The organism is Ruminococcus sp. AM26-12LB (genome assembly GCF_003480785.1).
Classification (GTDB): Bacteria; Bacillota; Clostridia; order Lachnospirales; family Lachnospiraceae; genus Blautia_A; species Blautia_A fusiformis.
Genome location: NZ_QUJX01000002.1, coordinates 58,637 through 78,630, shown reverse-complemented (window position 1 = coordinate 78,630; position 19,994 = coordinate 58,637). Strand labels below are relative to the sequence as shown.

Below are 19,994 nucleotides of genomic sequence, written 5' to 3'. Positions count from 1 at the left end.
GGAGGAGTTGCCTTGGCAAGCCGCAGATTAGGTCGAGTGGAAAAAGGTCAGCCGCTGATACTTGGCGCCAACAAAATGGAGGGCGGTTATAATTTTGCAGTGGAGGCATCGGAGGATTCCGAAGTGTCCCTGCTTTTATATAAAAAAAGAGGAGCTGCCGCACCGGTGGAGATCGTTTTTCCAAAGGATTTCCATACAGGACGTGTGTGGGCACTGAAGCTGTGCAGTGCTTCTCTGAAGGAGTTTGAATATAATTATAAAATAGACGGTGAGATCGTGCAGGATCCGTATGCATACGGACTTCACGGGAGAGAGCATTTCGGAGTACCTTACGATCCGGAAAAGGAGGTCCGCTGTCGCTTCCTTAATGAGAATGTTTCCGGCTGGGAAAATGAAACTGCACCGGCAGTAGAATATGAAAATATGATCCTGTACAAGCTTCATGTCCGTGGTTATACGAAGCTTGCCAGAAAGATGGTTTCCCATAAGGGGACTTTTCTTGGCCTGACAGAGATGATCCCTTACTGGAAAGAACTTGGGATCAATGCCATTGAACTGATGCCTGCCTATGAATTCTGTGAGGTTCCGATCAATAAACCGAAGGAAGGCAGTGAACACATCAAGACCCGTCGAAAGGAAAATGTAGTGAATTACTGGGGCTATGCATCCGGCTTCTATTTCAGCCCGAAGAGTGCTTACTGCAGCACCAGAGAACCGGAGCAGGAATTTCGGTATATGATCCGGGAGCTGCACAAGAACGGCATTGCCTGTATCATGGAATTCTATTTTCCAGAGGAAACAGACAGCCTGATGGCTCTTCGAGCTTTGCAGTTCTGGAGAGATTTTTACCATGTAGATGGATTTCATGTGCTGGGAGAGGGCTTTAACCGGGAGATGCTTCTTCGGGATGGGATCCTTTCCGGAGCAAAACTGATCTTCCAGGGCTTTGATTTTGATCATTTTTACAGAGGAAAGCTTCCGGTCAGACGCTGCGGAGCGGAGAGCAATATGAATTTTCTCCAGGATATGCGCCGTTTCCTGAAAAGCGATGAAGGTATGGTGGAGGCTGCAGCATGGCATATCCGTCATAACAGCGAGAATCATGGAGTGATCAATTACATGGTCTGCCAGGACGGATTTACCATGAATGACCTGGTGAGCTACAATTATAAACATAACGAGGCCAATGGCGAGGGCAATCAGGACGGAAGCAGCTATAATTATTCCTGGAACTGTGGTGTGGAAGGCCCTACCCGTAAGGTTTCCGTCCGTCAGATGAGGGAACGCCAGATCAAAAATGCCTTTCTGATGATGCTGCTGAGTCAGGGTGTTCCCATGATCTATCACGGTGATGAATTCGGCAATTCCCAGAGCGGAAACAATAATGCCTACTGTCAGGATAATGCTACCGGCTGGACAGACTGGAAGGGCCTTTCCAGAAACCAGGGACTGAGGAAATTTGTAAAGGATGCCATTGCTTTTCGTAAGGCCCATCCCGTTCTTCATATGCCGGTGGAACTGAAAGGGGTAGATTATCTGACCAAGGGGTTCCCGGATGTGTCTCTTCACGGGGAACGTGCCTGGTATCTGAGCTATGAGAATACCAGCAGGCTTCTTGGTATGATGTACTACGGAGCCTATGCAAGGGAAAAAGAGGATCTGGAGGCTGCAGAGGATGATTTTATTTACATCGGCTATAATTTCCACTGGGAAAACCGGAGCCTTGCTCTGCCCAATCTCCCGGAAGGCATGTGCTGGAAAAAAATCGCAGATACCTCTCTTCACGGAACAGGATTCTGTCTGGAGGAGGAAGAAGAATATAAAAAATCAATCGAAATAGGCCCCCGCGCCATTGTGGTATTGCTGGGCAGACAGGAGGCGGAGAAAGATGCGATCATGGCACCCGTGGCTGCACTTCAGGACCATCACGAGGCATAAGCTTCTGGTGATGAAATATTGTTTTCGTATCGGGTTATATAAGCAGGGGTTGCTTCATGACCTGTCCAAATATTCCCCGACGGAATTTCTGGTAGGCTGTAAATATTATCAGGGGACAAGAAGTCCCAACAACGCAGAACGTGAGGCAACCGGCGTATCCATGTCCTGGCTGCACCATAAGGGAAGAAACAGACACCATTTTGAACATTGGGTAGACTATTCCCTTGACGGTGAGCATGTGATCATGGGAGCCAGAATGCCCAGAAAATATGTGGCGGAAATGGTCATGGACCGGATCAGTGCATCCAGAAACTATCTGGGAGAGGAATATACCTATCATGAACCATTGCAGTATTTTCTGAAAAGCAAGGAGAAGCTGTGGTTTATCCACCCACAGACAAAGAAAGAGCTGGAGGGACTTCTCCGGATCCTGGATAAATACGGAGAGGATAAGACCCTGTGGTATATCCGCAATGTATATCTATGTGATAACCGCGGAAAAAAAGTGAAAAGCCCTGGGAAAAAGCTTCGAAATCACAGATAGGGGTGTATTTTTGGCAGGTTGTCTGATATAATATTCAGATATCAGGAGGAAGAATGAATGGATACACCAACAATTGCGAAATACTATAGAGAGAAAGATCCCATGGAGCGCCTGAAGCTTCTGGAGCAGTCCATTGCAGCAGGAGAAGAACCGGAAGAAAACAGGATCCGCAAGGAACTCTGGGAGATCCGTTACAGCGATAAAGCTGAGACTGGTGATACCAGGGCAGACGGTTATCTCGGTCTCTGGATGACCATGGAGTTTAACCGGAATTCCGCTTCCAGATTCTTTGGTACAAGAAGTGCGAAGAAAGAGATAGGCAAGTATCTTAAGAAGCTGAAATTTCAGGAGCTCCAGGAAAGGGGCGGCCTTTATGAGGAGCTTCTTTACCGGGAATGCTGTCATCTGGTTCTGGTCTACATGGATCTCTGTCAGACAGATAAATCCTATAACACAACGATTTTCGGCCTGATCCACATCAAGGAGGACAGTGCGAAGGCCAAGGTCCAGAGAGACATCAGGGAAACAGCTGTGGAGCTTCCGGCTAATCTTGGAATGGAAGCTGAGCTTGGAATCATCACAAGAGCTGCCAGAGAGATCTACAGGCAGTATTATCCCAACGAAGGAAACATTTAGGAGGCCGGAGAGCTTCCGTTTCAGGCTGTCTGACTACTCAGGCAGCCTTTTGTTGCCATGCATCCGATAAAATATTCTGAGATTTTTTGAACGAAGATCCATGTCGGGTGTGAAGAGAAACATTCAGGAGGTTACTATTTTATGAATCCCAATCATCTGAACGCATATGAAGTCCTGAAGGAAGAGGAGCTTCAGGATATTCATTCAAAAGGATGGCTTCTGAGACACAAAAAAACAGGAGCCAGAGTGATGCTCATCGAGAATAGTGATGAGAATAAGGTTTTTAACATTGCATTCCGTACACCGCCGAAAAACAGCACAGGTGTTGCTCATATATTGGAACACAGCGTACTGTGCGGCTCCAGGGAATTTCCGCTTAAGGATCCTTTTGTGGAGCTGGTAAAAGGTTCTCTTAATACCTTCCTTAATGCCATGACCTATCCGGATAAGACCTGCTACCCGGTAGCAAGCTGTAATGACCGGGATTTCCAGAATCTGATGCATGTATATCTGGATGCGGTATTCTATCCGAATATTTACAAAAAAGAAGAGATCTTCCGTCAGGAAGGCTGGAACTACCATCTGGAGAAAAAAGAAGGCCCGCTGAAATACAACGGTGTCGTTTACAATGAAATGAAGGGTGCTTTTTCCTCACCGGATGATGTTCTGGAGAGAGAGATCATGAATTCGCTGTTCCCGGATACAACCTATGGCTGTGAGTCCGGCGGAGATCCTGTAAATATTCCGGATCTCAGCTATGAGGAATTTCTGGATTTCCACAGACAGTACTATCATCCGTCCAACAGCTTTATCTATCTCTACGGAAACATGGATATGGAGGAGAAGCTGGAATTTCTTGACAGCCATTATCTGTCTGCCTTTGATTCTCTTGTCATTGATTCCGAGATCCGGGATCAGGAAGCCTTTGCTCAGGTAAAGGACATCCAGAAGTCTTATCCGGTATCAGAGGATGAGGGAGAAGAGGATAACACCTATCTTTCCTACAATATGGTTGTGGGTGAAGCGGCAGATATCAACCTGAGTCTTGCTTTCGAGGTTTTGGATTATGCTCTCTTAAGCGCACCGGGTGCACCACTGAAGCAGGCACTTTTGGATGCAAAGATCGGCAAAGATATCTACGGCTCCTTTGAGGACGGTATCAAGCAGACCTATTTCTCCATTGTGGCAAAGGGAGCAAACTTAAGTCGGAAAGAGGAATTCATAAAGGTGATCCGTGACACTCTCACAAAGATCGCAGAGGAAGGCATCGACAAAAAGGCGGTAACAGCCGGAATCAATTACTATGAATTCCGTTTCCGCGAAGCAGATTTTTCTTCCTATCCGAAGGGGCTGATGTATGGCCTGGATATTTTAAGCAGCTGGCTTTATGATGATACGAAGCCGTTCTGTGAGGTGCAGCTTCTGGAGGGCTTTGAGTTCCTTAAGAAAGCCCTGGAAGAGGGATATTTTGAGGAGCTGATCCGAAAATATCTTCTGGGCAACACTCATGGTGCGATCCTTTCCCTGGTACCGGAGAAGGGCCTTGCAGCAAAGAGGGATAAGGAACTGGAAGAAAAGCTGGAGAATTACAGAAAGAGCCTTTCTGATGAAGAGCTTACCCGGATGGTAGAGAATACCAAAGCGCTGGAGGCTTATCAGGAAGCGGAGGAAGCTCCGGAAGCGCTGACCTGCATCCCCATGCTCTCCAGAGAAGACATCAAAAAAGAGATCACAGGGCTGACAAACGAGGAGCACCATGTGGAGGACAGCTTGTTTCTGTATCATGATGTGTGCACCAATGGTATCGGTTATGCGGATCTTCTTTTTGAGATCCATGACTTTGATGTTGATACAGTCCATTATCTGGGACTTCTGAAATCTGTGCTTGGTGCAGTGGATACGGAGAATTACACGTATGGCGAGCTGTTTAATGAAGTGAATGCGAGAACCGGCGGTATTGCCTATGGAATCGAGGTTTTTGATGATGCCCAGGATACCGATGCGTTCCGTGCCATGTTTGCCGTAAGAGGAAAAGCGTTATATCCGGAGATGGATTTCATGTTTTCCATGATCCGGGAGGTTCTTACAACTTCGAAGCTGGATGACACCAAACGTCTCTACGAGATCATTGCCAGAGTGAGATCCAGAGCCCAGGCCAGCCTTGCAAGTGCAGGCCATTCCACCGCCGTTCTCCGTGGTGCCTCCTACGCATCTCCGATGGCGGCATTCCAGGATGAGATGGCAGGAATCGGATATTATCAGTTTATCGAAAAACTGGAGAAGGATTTTGACAGCTGCAAGGATGAGATCGTGAAAAATCTCCGTAAGGTGATGGAAGAGGTACTTCGTCCGGAGAATTTCTGTGTAAGCTATACCGGAGAGAGAGAATCTCTGGATGTAGTAAAAGCACAGGCTGCCGGGATCAAAAAAGTCTTGTTTAACGGACAGAAGCCGGAGCCTGTGAAGCAGGCCCCCTGCATAAAGAAAAACGAAGCCTTCAAGACCTCCGGCCAGGTCCAGTATGTGGCACAGAATGGAAACTTCCGCAAAAAAGGCCTGGAGTATACCGGTGCACTGGAGATCCTGAAAGTGATCTTAAGCTACGATTATCTCTGGATCAACCTTCGTGTAAAGGGTGGAGCGTATGGCTGCATGAGTGGCTTTAAGAGAAACGGAGAGAGCTTCCTGGTATCCTACCGTGACCCCCATCTAAAGAGAACCCTGGAAGTATACCAGGGAGTGCCGGATTATATCCGTGCCTTTGAGGCAGACGAGCGTGAGATGACAAAATATATCATCGGAACGATCAGCAACAAGGATGTGCCGAGAACTCCGCAGATGCAGGGAAGTATCTCAAAAACCGCATATTTCTCCAATGTTACAGAGGATATGCTCCAGAAGGAAAGAAATCAGATCCTCGGAGCGCAGAAGGAGGATATCCAGAAACTGGCAGCTCTTGTAGAAGCAGTACTTTCCGATGATCAGATCTGCGTAGTAGGAAGTGAGACTGCAATAGAGAAGGCGGAAGATGTATTCATGGAAGTGAAGCCACTGATCGGCTGAGGAGAAACAAAGCCTGCTGTCCGTTAAATGGGATAGCAGGCTGTGAAAGGATTATGAGAGGATAAAGAATGGATAATAATTTTAGATCAGGCTTTGTTGCGATCATCGGAAGACCGAATGTTGGAAAATCCACGCTGATGAACCATCTTATCGGACAGAAGATCGCCATCACATCAAACAAGCCACAGACAACCAGAAACAAGATACAGACTGTGTATACCTGTGATGAGGGACAGATCGTATTTTTGGACACACCGGGTATCCACAAGGCAAAAAACAAGCTTGGAGAATACATGGTACAGGTTGCGGAGAGAACCCTGAAGGAAGTAGATGCCATTATGTGGCTGGTGGAGCCATCCACATTCGTAGGTGCGGGAGAGCGCCACATTGCCGAGCAGCTGCAGAAGGTTGGAGTTCCAGTGATTCTCATCATCAACAAGATCGATACGGTAAAAAAAGAAGAGCTTCTTCCTGCGATCGATACCTACCGTAAGATCTGTGATTTTGCAGAGATCATTCCTTGCTCTGCCCTCCGCGGAAAAAACACACAGGATATCATTCCAAGTATTTTCAAATATCTTCCGTACGGACCGATGTTCTATGATGAAGATACAGTTACCGACCAGCCTCAGCGCCAGATCGCCGCAGAGATCATCCGTGAGAAGGCTCTGCATGCACTGGATGAGGAGATCCCTCACGGTATCGCCGTTGCCATCGACCGGATGAAGAAACGTCCGGGAAGAAGCAACATCATAGATATTGATGCGACCATCATCTGCGAGCGTAATTCCCATAAAGGCATCATCATCGGAAAACAGGGTGCCATGCTGAAAAAGATCGGAAGCAATGCCCGCTATGAGCTGGAGCGTATGCTGGAAGCAAAGGTAAACCTAAAGCTCTGGGTCAAGGTGACTAAGAACTGGAGAGACAGTGATTTCCTGATCAAGAACTTTGGATATGATAAGAAAGAAATCTGAAAATGAGTGATCTGATTACCGTACAGGGAGTGGTACTTTCTGCCATGCCGGTAGGGGATTATGACAAGCGGATCGTCCTTCTCACAAGAGAGAGGGGGAAGATCTCCGCTTTTGCCAAGGGAGCGAGACGGCAGAACAGTCCGTTCATGGCAGCAGCTAACCCGTTTGTATTTGGAAGCTTTACTCTTTATGAGGGAAGGACAAGTTATAATCTCAATCAGGTCAGCGTACAGCATCATTTTGTGGAGCTGGCCACCCGGCAGCCGGGGGTTTACTATGGATATTATTTTCTGGAGCTGGCAGATTATTTTGGCAAAGAGGGAACGGATGAGAAGGAGATGATGAATCTTCTCTATGTGACCATCAAAGCCATTTTGAATCCTCATATAGAAGACCGGCTGGTGCGCTGTATCTATGAACTGCGGACTATGGTGATCCAGGGCGTGATGCCGCAGCTGTTCCAGTGTGCGGGCTGCGGGAGAGAGCTTACGGAGGAAGAAACCGGAGAACTTTTTTTCTCCCAGGGCGAGCATGGGATCCTGTGTGCGGACTGCAGCAGGATGGCCATGGACAGGAAACGAATCTCAGCGGCTGCCCTGTATGCCATGCGCTACATAGCCGTGTCCCCCCTGGCAAAGCTGTATACGTTTACAGTGCGGGATGATGTGCTGCGGGAACTGGAACGCCACATTTACCGGTATACGGAGCTGAATACAGACAAGCGGTTTAAAAGTCTGGAGATCCTGGAATTGATGAGATAGATCACTGCCGGCTGCGGAATAACCGTAACGATTTATTTTTCAAAAGCAGGACAGGATGCAATGCAAATGGAAATATCCTTGAAAAATCATGAGGATACTAGTATAATAAGACCAAAAATGTAAAAAAGCAGCTTTTTCCGGAGCTTTCCGGACGCATTTGGCGGAACAGCTGCAAGTCAAGAGGAGAGAAATCATGGAAAAGACAATGGAAAAGATCGTAGCTCTTGCAAAAGCCAGAGGATTTGTTTACCCGGGTTCCGAGATCTACGGCGGCCTGGCAAACACATGGGATTATGGAAATCTCGGTGTAGAGCTTAAAAATAACGTAAAACGTGCATGGTGGCAGAAATTCATTCAGGAGTCTCCGTACAATGTAGGTGTTGACTGTGCGATCCTTATGAACCCGCAGACATGGATCGCTTCCGGACATCTTGGCGGATTTTCTGATCCTCTTATGGACTGTAAAGAGTGCCACGAGCGTTTCCGTGCAGATAAGCTCATTGAGGACTTTTGTGCAGAGCATGACATTGCCATTGAGGGAAGCGTAGATGCATGGTCCCAGGAGAAGATGATGGACTTCATCAAAGAACACGAGGTAGGATGTCCGAGCTGTGGTAAACACAACTTCACAGATATCCGTCAGTTCAACCTGATGTTCAAGACATTCCAGGGTGTTACCGAAGATGCCAAGAATACTGTATATTTAAGACCGGAGACTGCACAGGGTATTTTCGTAAACTTCAAGAACGTACAGAGAACATCTCGTAAAAAGATCCCGTTTGGTATCGGCCAGATCGGTAAATCCTTCCGTAACGAGATCACACCGGGTAACTTCACATTCCGTACCCGTGAGTTCGAGCAGATGGAGCTTGAGTTCTTCTGCGAGCCGGATACAGATCTTGAGTGGTTTGCATACTGGAAGAAGTTCTGCCTTGACTGGCTGAGTGCTCTCGGACTTAAGGATGATGAGGTTCGTTACCGTGACCATGATAAGGAAGAGCTGAGCTTCTACAGCAAGGCTACCACAGATGTGGAATTCCTTTTCCCATTCGGATGGGGTGAGCTCTGGGGAATCGCTGACAGAACAGATTATGACCTGACACAGCATCAGAATGTATCCGGCCAGGATCTCACATACTTTGATGATGAGAAGAAACAGAAATATATCCCATACGTTATCGAGCCATCACTTGGAGCAGACCGTATGGTACTTGCTTTCCTCTGCAGCGCTTACGATGAGGAAGTTCTGGATGAAGAGAAGAACGATGTCCGTACAGTCCTTCATTTCCATCCGGTACTTGCACCGGTTAAGATCGGTGTGCTTCCGCTTTCCAAGAAGCTTAACGAGGGTGCTGAGAAGATCTACCAGCAGCTTTCCAAGAAGTACAACTGTGAGTACGATGACCGTGGAAATATCGGTAAACGTTACCGCAGACAGGATGAGATCGGTACTCCGTTCTGTATCACTTATGACTTCGAGTCTGAGAATGACGGTGCAGTTACAGTCCGTGACCGTGACACTATGGAGCAGGTACGTGTGAAAATCGATGAGCTTGATGCATACTTTGCTGATAAATTTACATTTTAAGTAAATACATTTTTTAATAAAAAACCTCCGGCTATTTTCTGGCCGGAGGCTTTTTTTCAATAAGTCTGTTTTTCATCCGCCAGTTTCTTGGCGACAGTCCGTATACATTTTTGAAAGCCCGGGAAAAATGCAGCTGATTGGGATATCCGACTGCATTTCCGATATCTGCGATAGACAGGGCTGTGATCTTAAGAAGTTCTGCAGCTTTGGTCATGCGATAGCTGATCAGGAATTCCTGGGGAGAACGTCCGATGGTGTCGTGGAAGATCTTACCGAAGTAGCTTCGGTTCAGGCCGCAGCAGGCTGCGATATCCTCAATGGAAATATCATTCTGGAAATTCTGTTCAATAAAAGAGAGCGCCTCCTTGATATAAAAATCACGGATACTTCCATCCTGTTTCATGCGGACAGTTTCCGTAGAGCGCATAAAGTAATCCAGAAAAAGCCAGGTATGTCCGATAAGATGAAAGGGTGATTCCTGGGAATTATGGCTGATATAAAGCATTTCCTCCATCATTTTCTGGCGGAGATCTGCAGAGTGGCTGTGATAGACCGGATGGTCCGGACTTAAACCTGCAGTTTCCACGATCTCTTTTGCCCGGAGCCCATCAAATTCCACCCAGGTGTACTCCCATGGAAAGTCGGTATCTGCAATGTAGGTGTTGATCTGACCGGGAAAAAGCATGAAACCCTGGCCGCTTTTTACCTGATAGGTGATGGTCTCTCCTGCGGAATTGTCTGCCATCAGAGTTCCGGTACCGGAGATCACATAATGAAAAATATAATGGTTTCGTGCTGCCGGGCCGAATGAATGTGCCGGAGCGCAGTGCTCCCAGCCGTATTGGTATAATCCGATATCAACAAAGTTTTCATTTGGAAAAACGGAGAAGAGAAGGTCATTCATATTTTTATCCTTTAGGCGTATGATTTTGTCTGGTTTCAGTAACATTATATATTAAAACAGCAGGGAACTTCAACATATGTATAAAAATGCAATTACAAAAACAGCCTGTAAAATATACTAAAAAGAGAAGGATAATCGATAAAACTTTGTGAGAAAATTAAGTTTCTCGAGAAACCTGTTGATTTTCGATAAATTCGGAATATACTAATTTTAGATAAAAGTAGTGATATAGGCGTAAAATATATCAAAATGCTAGATGACTTTAATGAAGACAGAGAAAAATTGCATTTTGGTATAAAACAAGAAAAACACTGCTATTTATGCAAGCATAAAGCTATGTTAAAATAGCTTTCAGAAAAAAGAAACCAGAGAATAAGTATTGGAGAACCCGGATAGCCATATCAGTTAAATGGGTGATATCCGACTTATCAAATAAAAGGAAAAGGAAGGAGCATTACAAGATGCGCAACAGAAGTAAATGGATCCTCTGTATGGGACTTGCCTTTACCATGGCAGCTTCCGTTACATTGAGCGGATGCGGCACAGGTAAAAAGGACAGCGGAAAGACAGAGATCGAACTTGTGCAGTATAAACCGGAAGCGGTTAAGGCATTTGAAAAACTGGAAGAAAAATTCAATGCCACTCATGATGATATCCATCTTACCATCGAATCACCAAACGATGCTATGACTGTATTGAAGACAAGATTTATCCGTGAGGATAATCCGGATATCATTGGAATCGGAGGCGATGTTAACTTTTCCAATTTTATTGATTCTGATATGCTGATGGATATTTCCGATTATCAGGGACTGGATTCGATCAAAGATGCATATAAAGAAATTGATAAAGCGCTGGAATTCGTTCCGGAAGACGGAGTCTATGCGGTTCCTTACGTGGCCAATGCCGCCGGAATCCTTTACAATCGTGAGCTTTTCAAGGAGCATGGCTGGCAGATCCCGACTACATGGGATGAATTTATGAGCCTTTGCCAGAAAATTCAGGATGCAGGTATCCAGCCGCTTTATTTCGGATTTAAAGATACCTGGACCTGTCTTGCACCGTGGAATTCTATTGCGGTAGATCTTGCACCAGCCGATGTATGCCGCCAGGTAAACCAGGGAAACACTACTTTTGCAAAAGAGTATAAGGAAGTAGCAGACCGTATGCTGGAGCTTATCCAGTATGGACCGGATGATCCCTTTGCCTATGATTACAATGGAGCCTGCACCGCTTTTGCAAAAGGGGAGGCTGCCATGTATCCCATCGGAAGCTATGCGATCCCGCAGATCCAGAGTGTAAATCCGGATATGGATATTGATTCTTTTGTAACACCGGCAAGCAATGATCCGTCAGAAAACAAACTGAATTCCGGAGTTGACCTTCAGTTCTGTGTGATGGATGACTGTGAGAATAAGGAAGCTGCATATGAAGTGCTGGATTTCCTTCTTGAGGATGAGAATATACAGACATATCTGGATGACCAGAAGGCAGTTCCCTGTAAAGAGGGTGATTTCACACTTCCCTCTACGCTGGATGGTATGAAGGAATACATAGAAGAGGGAAGGATGGCCGACTACCAGGATCATTATTATCCTACAGAGATGGCTGTGGATGCACAGATCCAGACCTTCCTGATGAAAAAGGATAAAGATGCATTCCTGAAAAAATTTGATACAGACTGGACAAGATATAACCGTGACATTATCCGTAAAGTACAGGACTATGAGGAGAAGAACGGGGAAGGAGAGAACTGATCATGGGAAAAAAATCTATGAGTGGAAGAAAGCTGACCTTTCTTCTGATCACCATTCCGATCGTGGCATTATTTTTCTGCTTTAACACACTGCCTCTGATCAAGGGTGTGATCTACAGCTTTACAAACTTTAAAGGCTATGGAAGCTATGACTGGGTAGGACTTCGAAACTATAAGGATCTTTTTACAGACAGCCGTGTTGGCGGTTCCTATCTGTTTACCTTTAAGCTGGCCATCGTGGCAACTATCGTAACGAATGTACTCAGCCTGATCCTGGCACTTGGACTGAACAGCAAGATCCGTTTCAAGAGTGCACTGCGTGGAGCTTATTTTATTCCTAATGTACTTGGCGCACTGGTCGTAGGATATATTTTCAATTATTTCTTTACATATATCCTGCCTGCATTCGGAAAGATGGTCGGAAATAAAACATTGTCTTCCAGCATGCTTTCCAGTACGAGCCTGGCATGGGTTGCCATCGTGATCGTGTGTGCATGGCAGTCCATTGCAATGAATACGATCATCTACATTTCCGGTCTTCAGACAGTGCCGGAGGATGTATACGAGGCAGGCGCTATTGACGGTGCTACCGGATTCAGTAAGTTCCGTTACCTGACATTCCCGCTGATCGTTCCGTTTTTCAGCATCAACATGGTTCTCTGTGTGAAAAACTTCCTGATGGTATTTGATCAGATCATGGCTTTGACAAAGGGTGGTCCTGCACAGAGTACAGAATCTATTTCTTACCTGATCTATAACAATGGTATGAGTGGAGGACAGTTTGGATTCCAGAGTGCCAATGCGGTTATATTCTTTATTGTGATCGTGATCATTTCTGCAGTGCAGTTGACTATCACAGGGAAAAAGGAGGAGCAGCTGTAATGAAAACGAAAGTAAGAGAAAAAGCGAACTGGCCGGTAACGATCCTTCTGATCCTTGGCCTTATCACAGTGGTATTTCCGCTTTATATGACAATTGTGATCGCATTCAAGCAGCCGACAGAGATGACCAACAGTGTAGCCGGGATCCTGTCTCTGCCAGAGAAATTCAGTCTTGCCAATTTCAGGGAAGCTATGGAGGTAACAGACTTCTGGCATTCTCTTGGAAACAGTGTATTGATCACTGTGATCACAGTGGTTCTTGCTATTGTAATTCATTCACTTTTAGGTTATGCTATAGCCAGAAACAAGAGAAGTAAATTTTATAAATTTATCTATCTCTATGTAGTGAGCGGTATGTTTGTTCCGTTTGCTATCCTGATGATGCCGCTTGTAAAGCAGACTGCTGAGATGGGCCTTGATAACAAAGTCGGTGTGATCATTCTTTATACGGTATTTTATATGCCTATGAACGTGCTTCTTTATTCCGGATATCTGACAAACATTCCAATGGCCCTTGAGGAGGCTGCCTGTGTGGATGGAGCCAGCACCTGGAAAACATATTGGAAGATCATCTTTCCAATCATGAAGCCGATGCATGCCACAGTGGCAGTTCTGACAGCACTTGGAACCTGGAATGATGTTATGACTCCATTGGTTATTATGTCCGGATCTACGGGTGGAACCACATTGCCTCTGGCACAGCTGAATTTCCAGACTCAGTTCGGAACAAACTATAACCTTGCGTTTGCCTCTTATCTGCTGGCACTGCTTCCGATCCTTCTGTTTTATCTGATCTGCCAGAAGCACATTTTAAATGGTGTTGTAAACGGTGCCGTAAAATAAAAACACAAGAAAAAGGAGGATTCACATATGGGAATCATCTACTGCGAGAAAGACAGAACGTTTACCCTGCAGACAAAAGAAACTACATATCAGATGCAGGTGGATCAGTACGGATTTCTTCTTCATCTCTATTATGGTAAAAAGGCAGAAGGCTGCATGGAGTATCTTCTGACCTACTATGACAGAGGATTTTCCGGAAATCCCTATGATGCGGGAACAGACAGAACCTATTCCATGGACTCTCTTCCACAGGAGCTTTCCTGCTACGGAAACGGAGATTTCCGCAGTGCATCACTGATGCTGGAAAACGGTGACGGAAGCATGAGCTGTGATATGCGTTACAAGAACTATACTATCCGTGACGGTAAATACAGCCTTCCAGGGCTTCCAGCTGTTTATGCGGATAATGATGAGGCACAGACTCTGGAGATCGTACTGGAGGATCCGGCTACCGGCGTGGAGGCCATGCTTCTTTACGGTGTACTTCCGGAACTAGATATCATTACAAGAAGCGTCTATATCCGCAATCAGAGCAGTGAGAAGATCTATGTGAACAAGGTGATGTCCGCAGAACTGGATTTTCTTTACGGAGATTATGACCTGCTTACTTTTTACGGAAGACATGCCATGGAGCGGAATCTGCAGAGGGTTCCGGTAGCACACGGAAGTCAGATGATCGGCAGTGTCCGTGGTACATCCAGTCATCAGTATAATCCGATGATGATCCTGGCAGAGAAGGACACAACAGAGGATCATGGAGGCTGCTATGCTATGTCCTTTGTATATAGTGGAAATTTCCAGGGTGAGGTTCTTAAAGATCAGTACAATCAGACAAGAATGCTCCTTGGTGTACAGGAGGAGTGCTTCCGGTATCCGCTGGAAGCCGGGGAGACCTTCTATGCGCCTGAGGTGATCTTAAGCTACACAGATCAGGGAATGAACCGCCTTTCCCAGAATCTGCACAGCTGCATCCGTCACCATATCTGCCGTGGTAAATATAAGACAGAGGTTCGTCCGGTGCTGGTAAACAGCTGGGAGGCAGCATATTTTGATTTTACAGGGGAGACTTTATATAATCTGGCAAAAGAGGCAAGGAGCCTTGGTATCGATATGCTGGTTCTGGATGACGGCTGGTTTGGAAAACGTGACGATGACAACAGTGGTCTTGGGGACTGGTATGTCAATGAGAAGAAGCTTGGAGAGACTCTCGGCGAACTGGTAAAAAGAGTCAATGACCTCGGAGTGAAATTCGGTATCTGGATCGAGCCGGAGATGATCTCTGAGGACAGTGATCTTTACCGCGAGCATCCGGACTGGGCACTTACGATTCCGGGAAGAAATCCAGTGAGATCCAGAAATCAGCTGGTACTTGATTTTTCCAGAAAAGAAGTTGTAGACGGAATCTTTGGACAGATCAGTGCGGTATTGGATAATGCCAATATTGAGTACGTTAAATGGGATATGAATCGAAGCCTGATGGATGTATTTTCCGTAATGACAAAGGATCAGGGACGTGTAATGTATGATTATGTCCTGGGATTGTACGATTTTCTGGACCGTATGGTGAACCGTTATCCGGATCTTCTGATCGAGGGCTGCAGCGGCGGTGGTGGAAGATTTGACGCAGGCATGCTGTATTACACACCGCAGATCTGGTGCAGCGACAACTCTGATGCTATTGACAGGCTTCGGATCCAGTATGGCACTTCCTTCGGATATCCGGTATCGGCCATGGGAGCACATGTGTCTGCAGTACCGAACCATCAGACAGGAAGGATCACCCCGTTACATACCAGAGGTGTGGTTGCCATGTCCGGAACCTTCGGCTACGAGCTGGATCTTCTGAAGCTGACTGAGGAAGAAAAAGACGAGGTCCGCAGCCAGATCGGGGAATTCCGTAAATATGCGCCACTGATCCAGAATGGACGGTACTATCGCCTGACAGATCCGTTTAAGAGTGAGGTCTGTGCATGGGAGATCGTTGGAAATTCTCAGGAAGAAGTTTTGCTCAATGTTGTCATGGAGGAGATCCATGGAAATATGACTGTGAATTATGTGCAGCTTCGCGGCCTTGATGAGAGTGCACTTTATAAGGAACAGACTACCGGCAGGATCTATTCCGGAGCTGCTCTGATGCATGGTGGAATGCCGCTTCCTGCAGAGTTTGGGGAGTACAGAGCTTATCAGTATCATTTTGTGAGAGAATAAGAGCGTATTGAGACAGTAAGATAAATAAAAGGATCCGTCATACAGACAGCTGAAAAAGCCGATGTATGGCGGATCTTTTTTTATCATAGCTCAGTGTACGGTGATCTGATAGCTCTTGATAAATTCCTCATCCGGTTTCAGCACATTGATATTTGCTTTTTCGGAAAGAGGTTTTTCAAAACCACAGTCATCACAGCGTCCCATCCACGGCTCCAGGCATACGAAGGGAGCACCGGGTACGGACCAGATACCGAAATTCGGGAAGCCCTCACTGGTAAGTGTCAGATATGGAGTTCCGTCCGGGAAGAGGATACCGGCCTTTTGGATCTGGCCGTTATCAAAAACAAGAGCGTCTTTATCAAACATATGAGGAGCAATGGAACAGGTTCCGTTTTCAAGGGAAAGTGTATGTGGCTCGTCAGCAAGGACTGTTCCTACAGACGTATCGATAAGGAGATAGGTAAGAGTGTCCAGGCCTTCAAAAGCAAGACGGTAATCACTCTGGGATTCGCCTTCACGTACCGGAACACGGAATGCCGGATGGCCGCCGATGGTAAAATACATAGTTTCAGAATCATTATTAACTACTTCCCAGCATACTTCCAGGTCGTGCTTCTTCAGAGTGTAGGTGATCTTCAGAGCGAAAGCAAACGGATAAACCTTCAAGGTTTCTTCAGAGGACTTAAGGACAAAGGAAAGGGAAGTATCGGTGATATCCGTGCAGATAAAATCGCTGTCCCTTGCAAAGCCGTGCTGGCTGGAAGGATATTCCTTTCCGTTCAGACGCCAGATATCTTTGTAGTTACGTCCCACGTTGGGAAAAAGTACAGGTGCATGGCGTTTCCAGTAAGCCGGATCTGCCTGCCAGAGGATCTCCCTGTCATTAGTCTTGTCATAGATGCCGGTGAGTTCAGCACCGTGATCGGAAACGGAAATCTTAAGAAAGCTATTTTCAATCGTTCGTGTCATGATAAACCTCCTGTATGACAGCATTCGGGTAATATTACATCGGAATTGCTGCATGTTTTTTTCTATTTTAGCACATTTTTCAGATGATAACGAGAAAAATACAATCTGTGAAAAATATAACTGGAAAATCTGTCATATTTCACAAGAGAAATTGCTGTTTTTTGGAAGAATAACCTTGACTAATGAAGGATAAATCTATAAAATAATTATGTGCGTAGAAAACATACATTTTTTATGTTTTAAAGAACAATAATTAGGAGGAAAATGTAAAATGGCAAAATGGGTTTACATGTTTACAGAAGGTAATGCTACTATGAGAAATCTTCTGGGCGGCAAAGGTGCCAACCTTGCTGAGATGACAAACCTCGGTCTTCCTGTACCGCAGGGCTTCACAATCACAACAGAGGCCTGCACACAGTACTACGAGGATGGCAGATCCATCAACGATGAGATCATGGCTCAGATCATGGAAGCAATTACCAAGATGGAAGGAGTTACCGGTAAGAAATTCGGTGACAAAGAAAATCCTCTGCTTGTATCCGTTCGTTCTGGTGCGAGAGCATCTATGCCAGGTATGATGGACACAATCCTCAACCTTGGTTTAAATGAAGAAGTTGTTAACACTCTTGCTGAGAAATCCGGCAATGAGCGTTGGGCTTGGGACTGCTACAGAAGATTCATCCAGATGTACTCTGACGTAGTTATGGAAGTTGGTAAGAAATACTTCGAGGAGCTCATCGATGAGATGAAAGCTAAGAGAGGTGTTAAGCAGGACGTTGAGCTTACAGCTGCTGACCTGCATGAGCTTGCTGACCAGTTCAAAGCTGAGTATAAATCTAAAATCGGTTCTGATTTCCCAACTGATCCGAAGGAGCAGCTGGTAGGCGCAATCAAAGCCGTATTCCGTTCCTGGGACAACCCACGTGCGAACGTATATCGTCGTGACAATGATATCCCATATTCCTGGGGTACAGCTGTTAACGTACAGATGATGGCATTCGGTAACATGGGTGATGACTGTGGTACAGGTGTTGCCTTCACACGTGACCCTGCTACAGGTGCTAACGGTCTGTTCGGTGAGTTCCTTACCAATGCACAGGGCGAGGACGTAGTTGCTGGTGTTCGTACACCTATGCACATCTCCGAGATGGAGCAGAAGTTCCCGGAAGCATTCGTACAGTTCAAACAGGTTTGCGAGACTCTTGAGAAACATTACAGAGACATGCAGGATATGGAGTTTACTGTAGAGCATGGTAAACTGTATATGCTTCAGACACGTAATGGTAAGAGAACTGCACAGGCTGCTCTTAAGATCGCTTGTGACCTCGTTGATGAGGGAATGAGAACTGAGGAAGAGGCTGTTGCAATGATCGATCCTCGTAACCTTGATACACTTCTTCATCCGCAGTTCGATGCAGCTGCTCTTAAAGCTGCTACACCGATGGGTAAAGGTCTTGGTGCTTCTCCAGGAGCTGCTTGCGGTAAGATCGTATTCTCTGCAGAGGACGCTGTTGAGTGGGCTGCAAGAGGAGAGAAAGTTGTTCTTGTTCGTCTTGAGACATCCCCAGAGGATATCACAGGTATGAAAGCTGCTCAGGGTATCCTGACAGTTCGTGGTGGTATGACATCTCACGCAGCTGTAGTTGCTCGTGGTATGGGATCCTGCTGTGTATCCGGATGCGGCGATATCGCTATGGATGAGGAGAACAAGAAATTCACACTTGCTGGTAAAGAGTTCCATGAAGGAGATGCAATCTCCATTGATGGTACAACAGGTAACATCTATGACGGACTTATCCCGACTGTAGATGCTAAGATCGCTGGTGAGTTCGGACGTATCATGGGATGGGCTGACAAGTACAGAACAATGAAAGTTCGTACAAACGCTGATACTCCTGCTGATGCTAAGAAAGCTCGTGAGCTTGGTGCAGAGGGAATTGGTCTTTGCCGTACAGAGCATATGTTCTTTGAGGGCAACAGAATCGATGCATTTCGTGAGATGATCTGCTCTGAGACAGTAGAGGAGAGAGAAGCAGCACTTGCTAAGATCCTTCCGGAGCAGCAGGGAGACTTCGAGAAACTCTATGAGGCACTTGAAGGAAATCCTGTAACAATTCGTTTCCTTGATCCGCCACTTCATGAGTTCGTTCCTACAGAGGAAGAGGACATCAAGAAACTGGCTGATGCTCAGGGCAAGACTGTAGAGCAGATCAAGACAATCATCGCTTCCCTTCACGAGTTCAACCCGATGATGGGACATCGTGGATGCCGTCTTGCTGTTACTTATCCAGAGATTGCTAAGATGCAGACAAGCGCTGTTATCCGCGCAGCTATCAACGTTAAGAAGAATCATCCGGATTGGAACATCAAACCGGAGATCATGATTCCGCTTGTTGGTGACATCAAAGAGCTTAAATATGTTAAGAAATTCGTTGTAGAGACAGCAGATGCTGAGATCAAAGCAGCAGGTTCTGACCTTGAGTACGAGGTTGGTACTATGATCGAGATCCCGAGAGCAGCTCTTACAGCTGATGATATCGCTAAAGAGGCTGACTTCTTCTGCTTCGGTACAAACGACCTTACACAGATGACATACGGATTCTCCCGTGATGATGCTGGTAAGTTCCTTAACGCATACTATGATGCTAAGATCTTCGAGAACGATCCATTTGCTAAACTTGATCAGGTTGGCGTTGGTAAACTCATGAAGATGGCAATCCAGCTTGGAAAACCGGTTAACCCGAAACTTCACGTAGGTATCTGCGGTGAGCACGGTGGAGATCCGTCTTCCGTAGAGTTCTGCAACGAGATCGGACTTGACTATGTATCCTGCTCACCGTTCCGTGTACCGATTGCTCGTCTTGCAGCAGCACAGGCAGCAATCGCTAAGAAGAACGCATAAGTAAGAATACATTTCAGGCTGAAG

The 19,994-nt window shown here is 46.1% G+C and carries 14 protein-coding genes; 12 read left to right on the top strand and 2 right to left on the bottom strand.

The window, feature by feature from the left end:
* The first annotated feature begins 12 nt into the window (after positions 1-12).
* The 7 genes from DW694_RS01580 to DW694_RS01550 all read left to right on the top strand — a co-directional run bounded on the left by DW694_RS01580 (position 13) and on the right by DW694_RS01550 (position 9,507).
* Positions 13-1,938 carry a Type II secretory pathway, pullulanase PulA and related glycosidase gene (locus DW694_RS01580; protein WP_059085211.1) on the top strand — a complete coding sequence of 642 codons (1,926 nt, stop codon included), beginning with the start codon at positions 13-15 and terminating at the stop codon, positions 1,936-1,938.
* Positions 1,889-2,482 carry a DUF5662 family protein gene (locus DW694_RS01575; RefSeq protein WP_021977109.1) on the top strand — a complete coding sequence of 198 codons (594 nt, stop codon included), beginning with the start codon at positions 1,889-1,891 and terminating at the stop codon, positions 2,480-2,482. The genes DW694_RS01580 and DW694_RS01575 overlap by 50 nt, the downstream gene beginning before the upstream one ends.
* A 57-nt stretch (positions 2,483-2,539) precedes the next feature.
* The gene (locus DW694_RS01570; RefSeq protein WP_015525807.1) at positions 2,540-3,118 is read left to right on the top strand and encodes a DUF6553 family protein; all 579 of its coding nucleotides are present in this window, start codon (positions 2,540-2,542) and stop codon (positions 3,116-3,118) included.
* A gap of 141 nt (positions 3,119-3,259) precedes the next feature.
* A complete protein-coding gene (locus DW694_RS01565; RefSeq protein WP_092069361.1) occupies positions 3,260-6,181 on the top strand; it encodes an insulinase family protein in 2,922 nt (973 codons plus the stop codon).
* Between the two features lie 68 nt (positions 6,182-6,249).
* Positions 6,250-7,158, top strand: coding sequence for a GTPase Era (gene era / locus DW694_RS01560; protein ID WP_015525809.1), 909 nt, complete (start codon positions 6,250-6,252; stop codon positions 7,156-7,158).
* A 2-nt stretch (positions 7,159-7,160) separates the two neighbouring features.
* Complete coding sequence (gene recO, locus DW694_RS01555; RefSeq protein WP_118752444.1) at positions 7,161-7,919, top strand: DNA repair protein RecO; 759 nt, start codon at positions 7,161-7,163, stop codon at positions 7,917-7,919.
* 193 nt (positions 7,920-8,112) lie between these two features.
* Positions 8,113-9,507 (top strand): glycine--tRNA ligase, encoded by a 1,395-nt coding sequence (locus DW694_RS01550; protein WP_092069375.1) that lies wholly within the window; start codon positions 8,113-8,115, stop codon positions 9,505-9,507.
* Between the two features lie 31 nt (positions 9,508-9,538).
* On the opposite strand, the gene DW694_RS01545 is transcribed toward DW694_RS01550, so the two are convergent.
* Complete coding sequence (locus tag DW694_RS01545) at positions 9,539-10,411, bottom strand: AraC family transcriptional regulator (protein WP_118752443.1); 873 nt, start codon at positions 10,409-10,411, stop codon at positions 9,539-9,541.
* A gap of 461 nt (positions 10,412-10,872) precedes the next feature.
* Here DW694_RS01545 and DW694_RS01540 point away from each other — a divergent pair, with 461 nt between their 5' ends.
* From DW694_RS01540 to DW694_RS01525, 4 genes are read left to right on the top strand one after another with little or no spacing between them, the layout of a single operon-like run.
* Entirely contained in the window at positions 10,873-12,168 is a 1,296-nt protein-coding gene (locus DW694_RS01540) for an extracellular solute-binding protein (protein ID WP_022426300.1), read from the top strand.
* 2 nt (positions 12,169-12,170) lie between these two features.
* The gene (locus DW694_RS01535; RefSeq protein WP_022426299.1) at positions 12,171-13,049 is read left to right on the top strand and encodes a sugar ABC transporter permease; all 879 of its coding nucleotides are present in this window, start codon (positions 12,171-12,173) and stop codon (positions 13,047-13,049) included.
* The gene (locus DW694_RS01530) at positions 13,049-13,891 is read left to right on the top strand and encodes a carbohydrate ABC transporter permease (protein ID WP_015525816.1); all 843 of its coding nucleotides are present in this window, start codon (positions 13,049-13,051) and stop codon (positions 13,889-13,891) included. The genes DW694_RS01535 and DW694_RS01530 overlap by 1 nt, the downstream gene beginning before the upstream one ends.
* A 27-nt stretch (positions 13,892-13,918) precedes the next feature.
* Positions 13,919-16,099, top strand: coding sequence for an alpha-galactosidase (locus DW694_RS01525; RefSeq protein WP_118752442.1), 2,181 nt, complete (start codon positions 13,919-13,921; stop codon positions 16,097-16,099).
* Positions 16,100-16,189: 90 nt separating this feature from the next.
* Here the strand turns inward: DW694_RS01525 and DW694_RS01520 are convergent, their stop codons facing one another.
* Complete coding sequence (locus DW694_RS01520; RefSeq protein WP_022426297.1) at positions 16,190-17,068, bottom strand: aldose 1-epimerase family protein; 879 nt, start codon at positions 17,066-17,068, stop codon at positions 16,190-16,192.
* Positions 17,069-17,339: 271 nt separating this feature from the next.
* Here DW694_RS01520 and ppdK point away from each other — a divergent pair, with 271 nt between their 5' ends.
* Positions 17,340-19,970, top strand: a complete 2,631-nt coding sequence (gene ppdK, locus DW694_RS01515; RefSeq protein ID WP_059085207.1) for a pyruvate, phosphate dikinase — start codon at positions 17,340-17,342, stop codon at positions 19,968-19,970.
* The last annotated feature ends 24 nt before the right edge of the window (positions 19,971-19,994 follow it).